The organism is Neobacillus sp. NPDC097160 (assembly GCF_044762155.1).
Taxonomy (GTDB): Bacteria; Bacillota; Bacilli; order Bacillales; family Cytobacillaceae; genus Neobacillus.
Genome location: NZ_JBIWDU010000012.1, coordinates 119,387 through 136,313, shown reverse-complemented (window position 1 = coordinate 136,313; position 16,927 = coordinate 119,387). Strand labels below are relative to the sequence as shown.

Below are 16,927 nucleotides of genomic sequence, written 5' to 3'. Positions count from 1 at the left end.
GTTATTCGTTCTTTGTTAATTGCAGTGCCTTTTTTATATCTTTATAGGAATTAGACTTCCCGTACATTAAAACGCCCCCTCGATAGACACGGGCACCAAATATGGCTAACACAGTGATGGTTGCAACAAGAATAACGATTCCCAAGATTGCTTCCCATGCCGGGATCGTCAGCATGCCAACACGCAAAAACATGATCATTGGTGTAAAAAAAGGAATATAGGACGTTGCGGTAATGAACGGTGCATCAGGTTTTCCAAGACCAAACATCGCAATCATAAATCCAGCCACCACCAGTAACGTCATCGGCGTAATCATTTGCTGCACATCTTCAATACGACTGACAAGTGAGCCCAAAAAGGCAGCAAGAGTGGCATAGAGGAAGTAGCCGAGAATAAAGAAAATAACCGCATAGATGATGGTTTCTACCGGAATATCGCCAAAGCCATATACTCCAAAAAAGCCTTCTTTTAATGAGTCTATATTTTTCGTTAAAGAGTAGTAGCCAACTATCAGAAATACTGCTAATTGTGTAAGACTCAACAGGCCAATTCCTAAAATCTTCGCAAACATCTGCCTAATTGGTGAAACACTGGAAATCAATATTTCCATTACCCTTGAGGACTTTTCTGTTGCTACTTCCATCGCAATCATATTTGCGTACATAATAACGGAAAAATAAATGATAAACAGCAGAACATATACGAGACCTCGTGCCTGATTTAGTTCCTCTTCCGTTTTTGCATTTTTCTCGAGTGCCAATTTCTCAAAGGCAACCGGTTCATAAAGCTTTTGCAGCTGTGCAGGGGCCAAATTTATTTGAGACGCCGCAAGCATCGTTTTCACTTGTTGCAATGCTGTTTGAAGGTCAGTAAATAGGGAAGAATCAGCAATGCTCATGGCTTTAAAGGTTGCTTCAGGTAAATTTTCCTCATTTAACTGTAACTGGATTACTCCTTGATAATCACCTTTTTCTACTGCTTTTTCTGCGTCTTTTTCACTGCCTTTATATAGTGATAGTGTAATATCTTTGTTTATTGTGTTTAGTTGCTTCTTAAAAGGCTCATAAAGCTGCCCTGTTTCATCAAGTACGGCCACTTTATCTTTCCCGCCATTTTTATCAAAGAGATCAATAATATTATTGATATTCGTCAGTCCTAATACGAGGACAACCGTCAAAATGGTCGTGACGATAAACGACTTACTTTTCAGCTTGTTTAGATAGGTATGGAACAAAATAATCCAAAAACTATTCATAGGAATTACCCACTTTCTCGATAAAAATATCATTTAAAGAAGGCTCTTCAATGGCAAATTTCCGAATGAATCCTTTACCTACAATCTCTTTAAGTATACTTTCTGCCACCCTTTCTCCTTCAATCTGCAAAAGAATTCCTTCCATCGTCGGCGTTGCCTTTACAACGCCAGGATAATTTTTCAATGAATCCAAAGGAAATTCAGCATGGATGATGAGATTCTTTTTGCCAAACTCACGTTTAATCTCTTTTAAGGCACCATGGACAACTGGTTTTCCCTTTTGCATGATGCAGAGATGCTCACACATCTCCTCCACATGATGCATCTGATGGCTTGAGAATACGATGGTTGCACCTTTTTGTTTAAGGGATAAGACGGCTTCCTTAAGCATTTCAACGTTTATCGGGTCAAGTCCGCTAAATGGCTCATCCAGAATTAATAATTTTGGTCTATGTACAACTGCCGCAATGAATTGGATTTTCTGTTGGTTTCCCTTGGAAAGTTCCTCCACCTTTTTATTTTCATACTCCGGAATTTTAAAGCGCTCTAACCAGGATTTTAGTTCAATAAGTGCCTCACTCTTTTGCATTCCTCTTAATCTCGCTAAATAAACGATTTGATCTCGGACCTTCAACTTCGGGTACAAGCCCCTTTCCTCTGGAAGATAGCCGACCAAGTGACTGGTGGAATAATCTATCGGGTGATCATCCCAGGTAATTCTTCCTCCAGTACTATCGAGTAAACCTAATATCATCCGAAAAGTGGTGGTTTTTCCTGCGCCGTTTGCCCCTAAAAAACCAAACATTTCTTTTTCGGGAATCGTTAACGATAAGTCGTCAACTGCTGTGAATTGCCCAAACCGTTTCGTGACGTTCTCAAGTTTAAGAACCATTTCACACACTCCTTTCCTTTCTTTACTACGAATATATCACAAAATGGTTTCATTTTCCTTTTTGCACTATTTTGAGAATTATGCAAAAATAGTAGTATATTATTTTTAAAAGGGGTTTTAGACATGAAGTCTTATAAATTAACAGCATTTGAAGCAAATGGTGAAAAGCTATTAGACGAAACCTTCCAGGCGGAAAATGATGATGCGGCAAAGCAGCAAGGGGAACAACTTTTATCAGAGAAAAACTTATTAGAAAAGACACATCGCTGTACTTCATCCAGCGGCAAACTGCTACTATTTCATGCTTAAAAAAACTAAGAAGCTCACGTTTAAAATGAGCTTCTTTATTTTTTATTTTCCGATATACCTTGGTTTCCTTTTTTCAATAAAAGCCTTGATCCCCTCTTGATGATCAAGAGTTTCACGCATTTTTTGCTGCCCGTACTTTTCTAACTCCAGAATTTTCAATAATTGCGGGCGGTTCTTCTCAGCCATAATCTTTTTTGTTTTAATCATCGCCTGAACGGGACGGCTTAACCAATCTGCGACTCTTGCCTCTAAAGTATCCTGAAGTTCACCATCTGCTGTCTCTTGAATCAAACCCAGCTTTAACGCTTCATCCGCACTGAGCATTTTCCCATCCCAGATCACCTGCTTTGCCTTCGTTTCTCCTAATCGTTTTTCTAAAAAGAAGTGGGCACCGCCGTCAGGTATTAAACCAATGCCAATAAAATTCATCGCCAGCTTGCTGGTTTTGTCAGCAATAATATAGTCTGTTGCCAATGCTAAACTAAATCCCAAGCCCGCTGCTGCACCTGAAACAGCACTAATCGTCAGTTTTGGCATGCTATAAAGAGTAATGATCAATTCACTAATGCAATCCATGACCGGAAAGAAATCGCTCTCATTCATATTTGAAAGCATCGTCTTAATGTCACCGCCGGCTGAGAAGGCTTTGCCTCTTCCAGTTAACACGACAATATCAATATCATCTGAATCGCTAATTTCCTTTAGCTTGTAAACAAGGCCCTTAATGACATCTATATCCATTGCGTTTAAGCTTTCAGGTCTGTTCATTTCCAGTGTTGCAACGCGGCCGTCTACCCTCAAATTTACCTTATCTGTTACAAAATTGATTGACACGGTAAATTCCTCCCTTTTTCTTCATTCAATTCCATTATATATGGAAAGACAACGAATAAAAACAAGCTTTCTTAATATATTGAATTTTCTTTTCATCATAGCAAAAGGCAAAGGAAAAATCCCCTGCCCTTATTTATTAATTTTTTCGCGATACTTCTTTTTGTACCTGATCTCTTAATGCCATCTTCAGGAATTTACCAACGGATGTTTTCGGAATTTCATCAAGGAAAAGGATCTCATCCGGAATCCACCATTTAGCAAACTGTGGTGTTAGAAATTCTAATAATTCTTCCTTTGTTGTTTTTCCTTTAAATGTATCTTTTAAGACGACACAAGCAAGCGGCCGTTCCTGCCATCTTTCATGCGGTACTGCGACAACAGCAGCTTCAAACACTGCATCATGTGCCATTAAGGCATTTTCTAAATCAACTGAGGAAATCCACTCGCCGCCACTCTTAATTAAATCCTTTGTCCGGTCAACGATTTTCACAAAACCTTCCTCATCAATCGTTACGACATCACCGGTGTGCAGCCAGCCATCGTGAAATGCACCCTTTGTCCGCTCATCTTTATAATATTCAGAAGCAATCCATGGGCCGCGAATGCACAATTCACCCATTTCTTTGCCGTCCCAAGCAACTTCGCCGTCCTTACCAAGGATTTTCATTTCTAAACCTGGGACGATGGTTCCTTGTTTGGCCCGCAATTCTAGTCTTTCCTCATAATCTAAGTCTTCTTGGTAGCTTTTTAAAGTGGAGAAGAGCGCAAGCGGGCTTGTTTCCGTCATCCCATAGGCATGCATGAATGGCACATTATATTTTTGCTCAAAGGCTCTAATCATTCCTTTTGGTGCAGCCGAACCGCCGCAAAGTATGCCCCTTAAACTGCTCAGATCATAGGAACCTTCATCAAGTTCTTTTAGTAATCCGAGCCAGATTGTCGGAACGCCGCTCGTAATCGTCACTTTTTCTTGTTCAATTAACTCCGCCAATAATTTAGGCGTGAAATATGGCCCAGGAAGGACAAGTGTGGTACCAAACCATACACCCGCAAACGGCATTCCCCAGGCATTTGCATGGAACATTGGGACAACTGTCAACGCGATATCCTTTTCACTGATAGCTGCGCTGTCAGCAAGACCTAGAGCCAAACTGTGCAGGAAAATCCCTCGATGGGAATAGACTACGCCTTTTGGATTTCCGGTCGTGGCGGAAGTATAGCACATACCTGCCGGATCATTTTCATCAAGATTTTCCGGGTATTTGAATTCCGGGTTAGCTTCAGCTAAAAGCTGTTCATAATGATAGACAGGTGAGAGTGTTGTTTTCGGCAATTCTTTTTCATCGGTCATGATAACATATGCTTTAACAGTTTTTAATTCTGAAGCACAGCTTTCTAGTAATGGCAGGATGTCAGAATCTATGAGGAGAACCTTATCTTCGGCATGATTAATAATGTAGGATATATGCTGTGGTGATAATCGGATGTTAATAGTATGCAAAACGGCCCCCATACAGGGAATGGCAAAATAGGCTTCCAGGTGGCGATGATGGTTCCAAGCTAAGGTTCCTATCTTTTCACCTTTTGTAACGCCTAATTTTGTTAAGCTATCGGCTAGTCTTCTTGTTCTTTCGGCAACTTGTTTATAGGTAAATCTGTGGATGCCGCTTGCCGTCCTTGATACAACTTGCTTCTTTGGAAAATACTTTTCTGCCCTTTCGATCATCTGAGTCATCGTTAAAGGTGTTTGCATCATAGCGAATATTTCCCCCTCCAAATATGAAAGCGTTTTAATTACCCCGTTGAAGTGTATGGGGCAATCCATATAAATATTCGACATTCAGAAGATTTAATCCTTTATTAAGAACTAAAAAAGTTCTCCTGCTCAGTTTAAGCAGGAGAACCTTTTCCAGAGAATAACTCGTCTAGTATTTTTATTTTTTCGTCCGTATAGGCTTCAAAGCCATCATTATAGGATTTCGGATCCTTCGGATTTGCAAAGTGGGTAATTTTTCCGGTAACTGGATCAATAAATTTACTCGCCGCCCCGCAGCCAAGTCCGATAATCGTCTGCTGCTCTTCCATTATCATGATATTATAGATGCTTTCTTGTTTAGGGAACGAGTAGCCGACATTCTCAAGATTGCCGAGAATGTTCTTTTGTCTGTATAAATAATATGGCACATAGCCATGATCTTGCGTCCAATCCTGAGCAAGCTCCATCATCTTTTCGACCTCGTCACGTTCCGCAACCTTATACTTCTCTTTATTTTTGGTCATTTCAGATGCCCGCTTGAACGACAATGTATGGACAGTCAAAGACTCAGGCATCAGCTTTTCCGTTTCGGCTAAGGAATGGGCAAATTCAGCTATCCCCTCACCGGGCAGGCCGATAATTAAGTCCATATTAATATTATTCATGCCCATTTCGCGGGCCATATGGTATTTTTCGATCGTTTCAGTAACAGTATGATGTCTTCCAATTGCTTTTAATGTTTCTTGTGTATACGATTGCGGATTAATACTAATTCGGTCGATATGCCACTTGTTTAGGATGTCTAATTTTTCCGGCGTTATGGTATCCGGACGACCCGCTTCAACGGTAATTTCGCGAATCGTTTCAACATCCGGAAACGACAAATACATTTCCTCATAAAGCATATCCATCTCTTCCGCCGTAATACTCGTTGGCGTACCGCCACCATAATAAACCGTTGTAATTCGGACACCTTTTTCCTTCAGCCAGGCACCAATTTTTTTCATTTCATAATGAAGCCCGCCTAAAAAGGAATCAACAGAGCCTTGTCTGCCGTTAATGGCATAGGCTGGGAATGTGCAGTAAGCACATTTTGTTGGACAAAAGGGAATCCCGATATAAATACTAACTTCTTTTTGAAGCGAGTACAGGTCAGGCACAACGGCTAGCTGACGTTCAACAATTTGCTGCATCAGCGAGATCTTTTCATCAGTAATTAGGTAATCATCCATTAATTGCTGATGTGCTATCTGTAACGGAATTCCCTCCTGGACTTTTCGATGAAGTAATTTGGTTGGTCTGATTCCCGTTAAAATACCCCATTTTTGGGTAATGCCTGTCCAGTCCTGGAGAACAGTTAAATATACATGGGCAACAGCATTTTTTATTTGTTTGAAGCTTTCCTTTTCCGATTCGGTCAGAACCACCTCTTTTTGATACTCAGAAGTAAGTAATTTTCCGCCTTTGTCGTTTAATTCAGCTGAAACAGATATAGTATTCTGCACCTGCAAATTAAATTTTATTTGAATATCAGCCTCTTCAGCATTTGCCATGATAATCTTTGTTTCTTCAAAAAACAAATTGGCAATTAGCTGCAGCGGCCGATTAAATCTTTCATCCTCTAACCCTATTATCGAAATTCGCAATCAAATCACCTTTCAAATTATACTTCTTTTAGTGTACAGAATCGGGAAAATAAGGTCAATACAGTGGAAATCATTCTCAAGCTGCAAGTAAAAAGATACCAATGGCAATTGCCAATGATATCTCTTGGAACTCATTTTTTTATTATTTTCATCTTTCTTAAAAACTCAATTGGCTGCTGCTTGCGAAAATGTTCCTTAACCATATAGGCAACACCATGTTCATTTTCTGACCTTGTTACCCAGTCGGAAGCTCGTTTTACCTCGAAGTTGGCATTCCACATTGAAACACCAAGGCCTGCTGCTTCAATCAAAGGAATGTCATCCAAACCATCCCCAATATACACCATTTCACTTCTCCGGATGCCAAGTTGATTTCCCAGATACGTTAAGCCGGTCAGCTTTGAGACACCGGCAGGAACAATATCCAGACGCAATGAATCTAGTTCGATGACTTCAATCTCGGTAAACATATTACCTAATGCATTTTTTGCATCCTTAAGGTCTTGTTTCTCTTCAAAATAGACCTCAATCTTTGGCGGTGTAACCGGCTGATCATGTAAATATTCACTTAAGGAAGAAACAAATTGTTGAGAATAGAAGACAGGATCTCCTGTAGTAAAAACTGTTTTTGCTAATAAATGATTATTTAGCTTTAACTTATTTGCTAATGAAAATTGTTCATGTACAAGGCGTATTTGACAAGGTAATGCCTCTAAAAAACGGATTGTATCATAAGTAATGTCCTCATTAATTCTTTTAACATATATCGGTTTTGCCTCGTTGCCGGCAATATAGGCCCCTTGATGGGTAATGAGCGGTGATTTTATTTTTAACGCCTTAGCCACCTTTCTGGCTGAGGGGAAGCTGCGCGATGTGACAAGCGTGACATATATTCCTTTTTGCTGGACATATTCTATAGCTTCTTTTGTTGACTTATGAATTTTCCCATTCGTTTGAAGAAGCGTGCCATCAATATTTAACGCAAGCAAGCGATAAATCATTATGTTGCCCCCTGTTCTTGGTGAAATTGCCCTACTATCACTTTTATGAGTTTTCAGGCGTTTATAGAACAGAAAAGCGCAAGCGCCTTTGGAACTTGCACCACTTGTTTATGCTTTTTAGCGTTTAATAAAAAATGCCCCGGTATTCGTACCGAAGGCATTCTCAAATGAAGCTTACATATTTCCATATAAATCTTCTAATGGTTTCATAATGACCTTGTTTAATTCGCCAATAATCATGCTCATCCGCTGCTCTGCTTCCATAAGACGCGAAATTTTTGGATTCTGCTGAACGAGTCCTACTGTTGCCTGTGCCTGCTGGATTTCTTGTTCAGAAATATCCTGGCCCATCATTTGTTTTTGCTGCAAGTTCATTTGAATTTGACGGAACTGGTCAAACATTTGCTTTGCTGCCGGGTCAGCATTTACCTCGTTATATGCCTGTTGTAATTGTGTATATTCGGCACTTTGACGGATGGCTGTTTCTAGCGCATACGCGGAATCATATAAATTAACTGCCATTTTTAGTCACTCCTTTTTTGAAAACAATTCTTCACAACTATAACAAACTATGCATTTAATTGCGAGAATGTTCAAATCACCATCACTATTGTTCCCACATACGATACTATACCAGCAAATGCCCATTTACTCGCAAATGAGGAGTGATTATGTCATTTTCATTAATCCCGATAAAATTAGAGCCTAAAAAACCAACACAAAAAATAGATGGCCATATCCAAATGTCCCACCGATTGTTTACCCGTTTACACTTAAAAGATCACCGGGAGTTAAACATCGCGTTAGGGCAAAAAACGATTACCACAACAGTACAAACGGTTGAAATGGCAGCTAACGAGATTCATATTCCCGATGATTTGATAAAAGCGATAGATCTTCCCGTTCAAGCCTATAAATTTCATGCAATGTTTCTCCCGGAAAGTTACACGCTAAAGCTCGGGCCCGTGATTGGATTACTAACCGATTTCCCTTCAAATAAAACGGAGGATCCTCACTTTCGGTCTGTTCATTTGTTTTGTGAGGAACTTCATCACGGCATTACGGAAAATGGCGGCTTTTTTTACGTATTTTCATATGACAAATTTCCAAGCCAAGGATATTACTTTGAGAATGAAAAGTGGATTCCGGCACAGCTTCCCATGCCAGATGTCATCTACAACCGGATTCATTCCCGAAAACTTGAATATTCGAAGCTTTTTCAGCAATTTCGTCAAAAACTTGACAAGTACAGCATTCCCTTTTTTAATGACCGCTTTCTTTCGAAATGGGAAGTGTACGAACAGTTAAAGGATGAAATTCAACTAGATCCTTATATTCCCGAGACACACCTATTTTCGAAGGAAACCTTTCAAGACTTTTCTGAAAAATATGACACTCTTTTTTTAAAACCTATTCATGGCAGTCAAGGCAGGAACATAATCAAACTTAAAAGGGAAGCGGATCACCAATACTCATTTCAAACTTCATTTACGACCTTGTCTGGCAGTAATAATCAAAGATTTCCTTTAGAAGAAATTTACCAACAAATCAAACCGCTGCTCAATAATCGGATTTATCTTATCCAGCAAGGCATTACATTAGTTACACACGAATTAAAGGCAATGGACTTTAGAGTACTAGTTCACAAAAATCCAGCTAATCAATGGACAGTCACCTCAACGGTAGCAAGGATTGCAGCTGAAAAGGAATTTGTCTCCAATCTAGCAAGAGGCGGGACGATTACAAGGCCTTTGAATGCCTTACGATTTTGTATGAGTCATAAGCAATCTTTAGAGGTACTGTCAGTCATGAAGGAATTAGCGCTTGAAACCGCTTCGGCAATTAGCCGGAATTCAGAAGGAATAACCGGAGAACTTGGTATCGATATCGGTGTCGATCAGGATCGAAAACCTTGGGTAATTGAGGTGAATTCTAAACCTTCCAAAAACTTTGAGGATGGTTTAGGAAATATACGGCCGTCTGCAAAGGCAATAATTTTGTTTAGTACAAAGCTTGCTTTTGAATAAGAAAGTGGAAGCGCCTTGGCCCTGGAGCTGGACAATTCTCAAAGAGTAAAAGGAGGAACTATAATTGATTACATTTGGAATTATGACTTTGAGTATGGAAAGTGAAATTTCATATTTTAATGAGATGGCAAGCCTAGCCGAGTCATGCGGCATGGAGGTTTTTAGATTTATGCCATCTAAGATAGATCCACACACCCTTCAGGTTAAAGGGAAAAAATTTGATTCAAAAGCAAAAGGTTGGCTGGAAATGGAGTTACCCATCCCTGCCATTGTTTACGATCGCTGCTTTTACGGAGAGGATGAACATTCCAAACAATGCCTCCCGATTGTATCCTGGTTAAAGAACAGAAAGGATATTACTTTTCTAGGTTATGGGCTCCCTAATAAACTTGAATTGTATAATGCAGTAAAAAACACAGAGCTATCTTCCTATTTACCTAGTTCTCAATCTATTTCTGATCCGGGCACCGTTTTAAATTATCTAACTTCGATGAAAAAAATTATATTAAAGCCAATAAACGGTGCACAGGGGTATGGCATTTATTATGTTAAGAAAAACGATAAAACCATTCATGTCAAAACCGAAAAACAAAAAAAGATTATTTCGCGAATTTTTCCAAATGAAGCCAAACTCGTTCAATGGCTGCAACCTTTATTAAAACAGCGCAGCTATCTATTGCAGCCTTATCTAGAACTATCAACTAATGAACAGCAACCATTTGATATCCGCATCCTCCTGCAAAAAAATGAGCAAGGGATTTGGGGTGAACGGGGCAGAGGGATTCGCATAGGAAGTACAGGCGGGATTTTATCAAACATAAGTGCCGGTGGTTCCGTTATCACCTTTTCTGAATGGCTTTCCTCCCTTCCACCAGCTAAAGGAGATTATATACGCCAAGAAGTAGATTTTATCCTTAGCAAGCTCCCTGCTATACTCGAAAAAGAGTTTTTGCCATTATTTGAAATTGGCGTTGATATCGGTATCGCCAAAAATGGTTCTATTTGGATTCTCGATATTAATTCAAAACCGGGAAGGAAGGTTCTTTTCCACACCCGTCCAGACTTACAGGAGACTCTTTACCTTGCACCACTGCTTTATGGAAAGCACCTTTCTCAGACGGAGCAAATAGAAAGGAAGAACTATTATGAGAAAACATTATCTCATTGAAGTGGTTCAAAATGATCAATTGATTGTTTTTTGCCCTCCAGAGGTCATTCAGGATATAAAGATGAAAAGAATTGCCTTTGGGTCGAAATCCATGGAGGTCGAATTTCTTCCACATCCTGACCAAAATGATCGCATTGTTATCAGCAGAAAAATTCAAGAGGCTATCCAGTTTCCTCCTTTCACCATACCACTGCATGCCTTTTTGGAAAATGAAATCCTCTATATCGGCCCGCTAGTTGGGATCTTCACAGCCGGATTTACTTCCTTTCCCCAGCGGCCAATAGGCGAAAGAACATTATTTTTTTCAAAACTCCTTTCCGTGAATAAATCGGTCGGGGCCTTACCTTTTGTCTTTGGGGAACAGCATATTGACTGGGAGCAAGGAACGATTGAGGGCTGCTTCTTTCACGATCATGCATGGCAAACAGTTGAGGTCCCCTTCCCAAATGTGATTTACGACCGGCTCCCAAATCGAAAAAGCGAAGGAAATCCTAAATTAATCAAGATTAGGGAACGACTGCAAAAGGAATATCTCATCCCGTGGTATAATCCGGGTTTTTTTAATAAACTTGATATTTATGAAAGACTGCAGCAGGATGCTTCAGTTACGCATTATCTTCCTGAGACCTACCCGTTTACATCCTTTTCTTCCATAGAAACGATGCTTTCAAAATATGGCCATATTTTTATTAAACCCAAAAACGGCAGTCTAGGTCTAGGTGTGCACCAGGTCATATATGACAAATACTCAGACGATTATTATTGCCGCTTTCAAGACAATCGCGAAGTAAATCGCTTACGAAAATATTCTACCTTGGAGCGCTTGTTCCAATCAGTGTTCGCCAATCAATCGCTAGATAGAATGTTGGTCCAGCAAGGGATTCACTTGATCAGAAACGAACAGCGCTCTGTTGATTTTCGCGTTCATACGAACAAAGACGACCTTGGAAAATGGCATGTAACAGCTATAGCTGCGAAAATCGCAGGACAAGGCAGTGTAACTACACACGCACGAAGCGGTGGGGATATTAAAACCATTAATGAAATTTTTCCTAATGAAGAATGTGATTTATTTACTGAAAAACTATCGAATGCGGCGCTCCTGCTAAGTACTGCCCTTGATACAAATATTGAAGGGATTATTGGTGAGATTGGCTTTGATTTAGGCATCGATCGAAACGGCGATGTTTGGCTTTTTGAAGCCAATTCCAAACCAGGAAGGTCCATTTTCAGTCATCCGGAATTAAAAGAATTTGACTTCCTAACACGTAAATTATCGATTGCTTTTGCTGTTTTTCTTACCGAGCAATCCTTATTACATCCAGAGGAATTATTTAAATGAAGGATAACCATCCCACTCCACTGATTGGCATTTTGACTGCACGAAATTCAAATGGGACAATCGCAGGTAACGGCCCGCTTTTTATCGAGCTGCAAAAAAAGCTTATTTCACAAAATGGAATAAGCTTTGTCTTTATTCCTCAAGAAATAGAGAAAGATTTTATTATCGGCTATACTTTTTCACCTGATGACAATCGCTGGCAAAAGAGGCGATTCCGATACCCCGACCTTGTATATAATCGGATCCCTTTTCGCAAATCAGAGCAGAACGACCAATGCCAGCGTTTTTTTTCTAGTTTAAAAGCAAGGAACATTCCCTTTTTTAACCCTTGTTTTATAGATAAATATCAACTTTATGAGTTGCTGATAAACCATGACATTCTAAGGCTTTATTTACCACAAACCATCCTCGCTGATGATAAAAAAAATTTGTATTCCTTTTTAAAAAACCTTAAAGGCATTTACTTAAAGCCGCGGCTTTCTTCAAAAGGAAAAGGGATTTTTCGTTTGCGGATGAATAGCCCATCAAGAATTGAACTTGATGGAATAAATAGCCAAGAAAACTATCAATCCTTTAACCATTTTTGGGAGTGTTGGAACAAGGAGCTGCTTGAAAAAAACTATTTGGCACAGGAGGAAATTATATCTGCTGAGTATGAAGGTGATCGTTTTGACTTTCGCATCCTAGCTCACGCCAATCATGATGAGTACGTTCTAACTGGGATTGGCATAAGGCAATCCCAGGAGCAGGCGATCACCACCCATATTCCGGCCGGCGGCAAACTACTACCCTATAAACTTTTGCAAGCAAACGAACACGACCAGTTTATTCAAACAATTGTTCCCCATATTGGCAAGGCCCTATCAGACCAATTTGGCTATTTCGGAGAATTTTCTATTGATGCGGGAGTAAGTAATTCCGGTCAATACTATATATACGAAGTAAATTCGAAACCAATGAGCTTTGATGAAACGGAAATTGAGGAGAGGAAAATTGAGCAGCTTTGCCGCTTATTCCTTCAGCTGACAGATATTCAGAAATAAGGAAAAATTCTATTTAAATAATCCCCCAAAACAGGTAAGCTATAAGTATGCTTGATGTAATCAAAGGGGGATTTGACAGATGCTAACGCACTTCCAATTCAAACCATTATTTGAAAATAAGAATATTCCTGGCTGGAATTTTTCCTTTTACCATAAAAAGCAACGAATTACGGGGGTCTACCACCAAACGGGGAAAATCGAATGGACAACAAATACACCCGAGCAAGAAGATATCGAGGCATTAACAAGTCAAATCCATGAATTAATGCTTTACCATGTTTATGAATAAAACAAATTAACCTTAAAGTGCATGAAATTTTCTCCTTTCCGCAAAATATATACGAAAAACAGGAAAGGATGGATGGTCATGGAAAAGGGAAAAGAAAAGCTGACGAATGAAGGCTCTGCATTTGAGGGCAGAGAAATGGCCTATATGGATATTGACCGCATGATTAATGAGGGTATGTCCGGCGGCTCCGTACATGCCCGTCATGATACGACAAATATTGAAGAAGCTCGCGACCTCATTGAAGAACAACCCCCATATGAGTGCGATTAATATTTCATCCAATTAGGCTGGCCTCTTTGAAGGCACAGCCTTTTTTATTTTTATCCCATTCATCACTATTGGTATAATAGTGAAAAAAACTTTTGATAATGAGGAATGAAACGTGCTAAGAAAATTATTGTCACTATTTAAAAATTCCATCTTGTTTCCCAGTCTACCCGAAATACCTTCGGAGCAATTCCATTACTTCTTTAGTGAGGCCGAGAATGAATGGATTGGCATTCCGAAAACGGCAGTGAGTGAAAAGGAATTAAACCTGCTGAAAGTACTTTACAAATTAGGTGAATTCCAAGTATCCAGAGCCTCTGCCGCAGAAAAAGGATGGCATGAATATCTCTTTTTAAATGCCCCTCCCCCTCAATATCATTCTGAGACTTATATAAGGTTTATTCAATTCTCTATTCACGGCGATGAAGTGAATCAAGTGGAAATTGAATCTGCATTAAAAGGATTTTTTACTGAGGAAGTCATCATTATTTGGGAGAGTGCCAGCAGGGGAATTGTAGTTGAAGAGAAAAAACAGATTTCACTTTCAGAGGAAGAATTAATTTCGATGTCTGAAACATTGGAAAGCGATTTTTACGTAAAAATCTCCTTTTTCATTGGGAAACTGAATCTCCTTTCAGAAGCGATGCGGACAAAATTTCTTCTTGAACAGGAATACTTTTCATTTGCTATTTCAAAACTTGGCAATTCAACCATTTTTACATTTGAACGAGTGTTCCCAGCTTATTTAGCACATCATTTGCCGGAAGAATTAAAATATAGGGGCAGTCAAGAAATCGTCGAGGTATTCCGCGAAGACCCGGAAATGTTTTCGACGATCAAGGTGTTTCTTGAAAACAATTCGAATGCCAGTATGACGGCTAAAAAACTGTATATCCACCGAAACACACTTCAATACCGGATTGATAAATTTACCGAGAAAACAGGAATTGGGTTAAAGGACTTTTACGGAGCCTTTACCGTCTTTTTAGCCTGTCTTCTTTTTGAACAGAATCAAAAAAACTAGGATGTGGTTCAACTCCCACCATATACATGGAGATAAACTTGAGTGACAATGTGCCCAAAAGAGCGCTTTCAATCTTTGTGCAACCTGTCTATATGGATTTCGAACATATCCCTGTAAACTAAAGGTACAAGATAAACAGGGAGGAATTACAAATGGCAGAATTAAAATTAGATCATATTTATAAAATTTACGATAATAAAGTAACCGCAGTTCAAGATTTCAATTTACATATAGATGATAAGGAATTTATCGTGTTTGTCGGTCCATCCGGCTGCGGTAAATCCACTACACTTCGGATGATTGCCGGTCTTGAAGATATCTCCAAAGGTGACTTTTTTATTGATGGAAAACGGGTCAACGACGTCGCTCCTAAAGATCGTGATATCGCGATGGTTTTCCAAAACTATGCACTATATCCGCACATGACTGTATATGATAATATGGCTTTCGGCTTGAAGCTTCGTAAATTTCCAAAAGATGAAATTGAGCGCCGCGTTCAAGAAGCCGCAAAAATTCTTGGCTTAGAGGCTTACTTAACTCGTAAACCAAAAGCACTTTCAGGTGGTCAGCGTCAGCGTGTTGCCTTAGGTCGTGCGATTGTCCGTGATGCAAAGGTATTCTTAATGGACGAACCATTATCAAACCTTGATGCTAAGCTTCGTGTGCAAATGCGTGCCGAGATTGCTAAGCTTCACCGTCGTTTAGATACAACTACGATCTATGTTACGCACGACCAAACTGAAGCAATGACAATGGCAACAAGATTAGTTGTTATGAAAGACGGTGTCATTCAGCAGGTTGGTTCACCAAAAGAAGTATATGAAAAGCCAGAAAATGTCTTTGTTGGCGGCTTTATCGGTTCACCTGCGATGAACTTCTTTAATGGTAAACTTGAAGATGGAAAATTTGTGATTGAAAATGTCTCCATTGCGGTGCCAGAAGGTAAAATGAAATTCTTGCGTGAACAAGGTTATGTTGGCAAACCGATTACCCTTGGAGTACGCCCGGAAGACATTCATGATGAGCCTGTATTTATTGAAGCATCTGTTGGAACTAAGATCAAAGCCAAGGTTGATGTAGCAGAATTAACTGGTGCAGAATTGATGGTATATTCAAGTGTTGGAGGTCAGGACTTTGTTGCCCGCCTTGATTCACGTGCAGATGTCCATCCTGGTGATACTGTAGACCTTGCGTTTGACTTAAACAAGGCTCATTTCTTTGATGCTGACACAGAATCACGGATTAGAACACTTAACGAAAAATAATTTAAGTCTGATATCCCCGTTAGTCTTTTAACGGGGATTATTCTTTTATAAAAATGACTTCATCCGAATGGCAAGCAGGACACCTGTATATATGGGGGCACTTTTGACCGGAATTTGTATCTGGATACCCGTCCTCCATCTTCATTAAATTAATCTCCATATATGGACTATAATTATCATAAAAATCCATGAGCCTTCCGCTTTCCATCATAGGCTCCCCGCAATTTGAACACAATAAGTAGAGCTCCCTTAAACCATTACAAACTGGGCATATCTCCATACGTTTCACCCTTTAATTAGTTAATAAGTATAGTTTGTGTTAGTTTATTTGCTCTATGTAGTGGAATAAATTACTAAATAGTATTTCGAATAGATCTCCAAGAATTAATCATAATAAAGATTACAAAGCAACAATTACACCGATGGATGAAGCCAACAAGGGTAGTAACCGGTGCAACTCCGGAACATCCAACCATTTACTAAAAGGAAACAGTTAATAATATGGGTTAGGCCAAGGCGGCAATCATATGGTTCAATTCCATACTGACCCCAAACTTATTAAGAGGAGTGTTATTCAACTATGGCAAGTAACAACAACTCTAATCAACTTTTAGTACCAGGCGTTCAACAAGCACTTGATCAAATGAAGTACGAGATTGCATCAGAATTTGGCGTAAATCTTGGTGCCGATACTACTTCACGTGCTAACGGTTCTGTCGGTGGAGAAATTACAAAGCGCCTTGTTCAAATGGCTGAATCTCAAATGGGCGGGTTCCAACGATAATTTTTAGCAAACTTTATTTAACAAA

General features: G+C 39.5%; 17 protein-coding genes. 10 read left to right on the top strand and 7 right to left on the bottom strand.

The features are described from left to right. Position 1 precedes the first annotated feature (1 nt). Together ACIQXV_RS18005 and ACIQXV_RS18000 are read right to left on the bottom strand one after the other, a co-directional pair. Entirely contained in the window at positions 2-1,255 is a 1,254-nt protein-coding gene (locus ACIQXV_RS18005; RefSeq protein WP_402960700.1) for an ABC transporter permease, read from the bottom strand. Further along, positions 1,248-2,147, bottom strand: coding sequence for an ABC transporter ATP-binding protein (locus ACIQXV_RS18000; protein WP_402960698.1), 900 nt, complete (start codon positions 2,145-2,147; stop codon positions 1,248-1,250). The genes ACIQXV_RS18005 and ACIQXV_RS18000 overlap by 8 nt, the downstream gene beginning before the upstream one ends. A gap of 123 nt (positions 2,148-2,270) precedes the next feature. On the opposite strand from ACIQXV_RS18000, the gene ACIQXV_RS17995 reads away from it, so the two are divergent. After that, on the top strand, positions 2,271-2,456 hold the full coding sequence (locus tag ACIQXV_RS17995) for a YhzD family protein (protein WP_402960696.1): 186 nt from the start codon (positions 2,271-2,273) through the stop codon (positions 2,454-2,456). 42 nt (positions 2,457-2,498) lie between these two features. On the opposite strand, the gene ACIQXV_RS17990 is transcribed toward ACIQXV_RS17995, so the two are convergent. From ACIQXV_RS17990 to ACIQXV_RS17970, 5 genes are all read right to left on the bottom strand, one after another. After that, positions 2,499-3,290: an enoyl-CoA hydratase gene (locus tag ACIQXV_RS17990; RefSeq protein WP_402960694.1), complete on the bottom strand. Its 792-nt coding sequence runs from the start codon at positions 3,288-3,290 to the stop codon at positions 2,499-2,501. Between the two features lie 136 nt (positions 3,291-3,426). Next, on the bottom strand, positions 3,427-5,046 hold the full coding sequence (locus ACIQXV_RS17985) for a long-chain fatty acid--CoA ligase (protein WP_402960692.1): 1,620 nt from the start codon (positions 5,044-5,046) through the stop codon (positions 3,427-3,429). A 134-nt stretch (positions 5,047-5,180) separates the two neighbouring features. Continuing rightward, complete coding sequence (locus ACIQXV_RS17980) at positions 5,181-6,692, bottom strand: coproporphyrinogen III oxidase (protein WP_402960690.1); 1,512 nt, start codon at positions 6,690-6,692, stop codon at positions 5,181-5,183. Positions 6,693-6,823: 131 nt separating this feature from the next. Beyond that, positions 6,824-7,693, bottom strand: coding sequence for a Cof-type HAD-IIB family hydrolase (locus ACIQXV_RS17975; protein WP_402960688.1), 870 nt, complete (start codon positions 7,691-7,693; stop codon positions 6,824-6,826). 174 nt (positions 7,694-7,867) lie between these two features. Further along, the gene (locus tag ACIQXV_RS17970) at positions 7,868-8,215 is read right to left on the bottom strand and encodes a YlbF/YmcA family competence regulator (RefSeq protein WP_402960687.1); all 348 of its coding nucleotides are present in this window, start codon (positions 8,213-8,215) and stop codon (positions 7,868-7,870) included. Between the two features lie 149 nt (positions 8,216-8,364). On the opposite strand from ACIQXV_RS17970, the gene ACIQXV_RS17965 reads away from it, so the two are divergent. The 9 genes from ACIQXV_RS17965 (at position 8,365) to ACIQXV_RS17925 (ending at position 16,902) form a co-directional block, all read left to right on the top strand. After that, complete coding sequence (locus ACIQXV_RS17965; protein ID WP_402960685.1) at positions 8,365-9,720, top strand: YheC/YheD family endospore coat-associated protein; 1,356 nt, start codon at positions 8,365-8,367, stop codon at positions 9,718-9,720. A 64-nt stretch (positions 9,721-9,784) separates the two neighbouring features. After that, positions 9,785-10,888, top strand: coding sequence for a YheC/YheD family endospore coat-associated protein (locus ACIQXV_RS17960; protein ID WP_402960684.1), 1,104 nt, complete (start codon positions 9,785-9,787; stop codon positions 10,886-10,888). Further along, entirely contained in the window at positions 10,866-12,230 is a 1,365-nt protein-coding gene (locus ACIQXV_RS17955) for a YheC/YheD family endospore coat-associated protein (protein WP_402960682.1), read from the top strand. The genes ACIQXV_RS17960 and ACIQXV_RS17955 overlap by 23 nt, the downstream gene beginning before the upstream one ends. After that, positions 12,227-13,273 (top strand): YheC/YheD family endospore coat-associated protein, encoded by a 1,047-nt coding sequence (locus ACIQXV_RS17950; RefSeq protein WP_402960680.1) that lies wholly within the window; start codon positions 12,227-12,229, stop codon positions 13,271-13,273. The genes ACIQXV_RS17955 and ACIQXV_RS17950 overlap by 4 nt, the downstream gene beginning before the upstream one ends. A gap of 79 nt (positions 13,274-13,352) precedes the next feature. Next, positions 13,353-13,562 (top strand): YheE family protein, encoded by a 210-nt coding sequence (locus tag ACIQXV_RS17945; RefSeq protein ID WP_402960678.1) that lies wholly within the window; start codon positions 13,353-13,355, stop codon positions 13,560-13,562. A 78-nt stretch (positions 13,563-13,640) separates the two neighbouring features. Further along, a complete protein-coding gene (locus ACIQXV_RS17940) occupies positions 13,641-13,832 on the top strand; it encodes a hypothetical protein (RefSeq protein WP_402960676.1) in 192 nt (63 codons plus the stop codon). A gap of 112 nt (positions 13,833-13,944) precedes the next feature. Next, positions 13,945-14,853, top strand: coding sequence for a PucR family transcriptional regulator (locus ACIQXV_RS17935; RefSeq protein ID WP_402960674.1), 909 nt, complete (start codon positions 13,945-13,947; stop codon positions 14,851-14,853). 152 nt (positions 14,854-15,005) lie between these two features. Beyond that, positions 15,006-16,118 (top strand): ABC transporter ATP-binding protein, encoded by a 1,113-nt coding sequence (locus ACIQXV_RS17930; RefSeq protein WP_402960671.1) that lies wholly within the window; start codon positions 15,006-15,008, stop codon positions 16,116-16,118. Between the two features lie 580 nt (positions 16,119-16,698). Next, positions 16,699-16,902, top strand: coding sequence for an alpha/beta-type small acid-soluble spore protein (locus tag ACIQXV_RS17925; protein ID WP_149869196.1), 204 nt, complete (start codon positions 16,699-16,701; stop codon positions 16,900-16,902). The last annotated feature ends 25 nt before the right edge of the window (positions 16,903-16,927 follow it).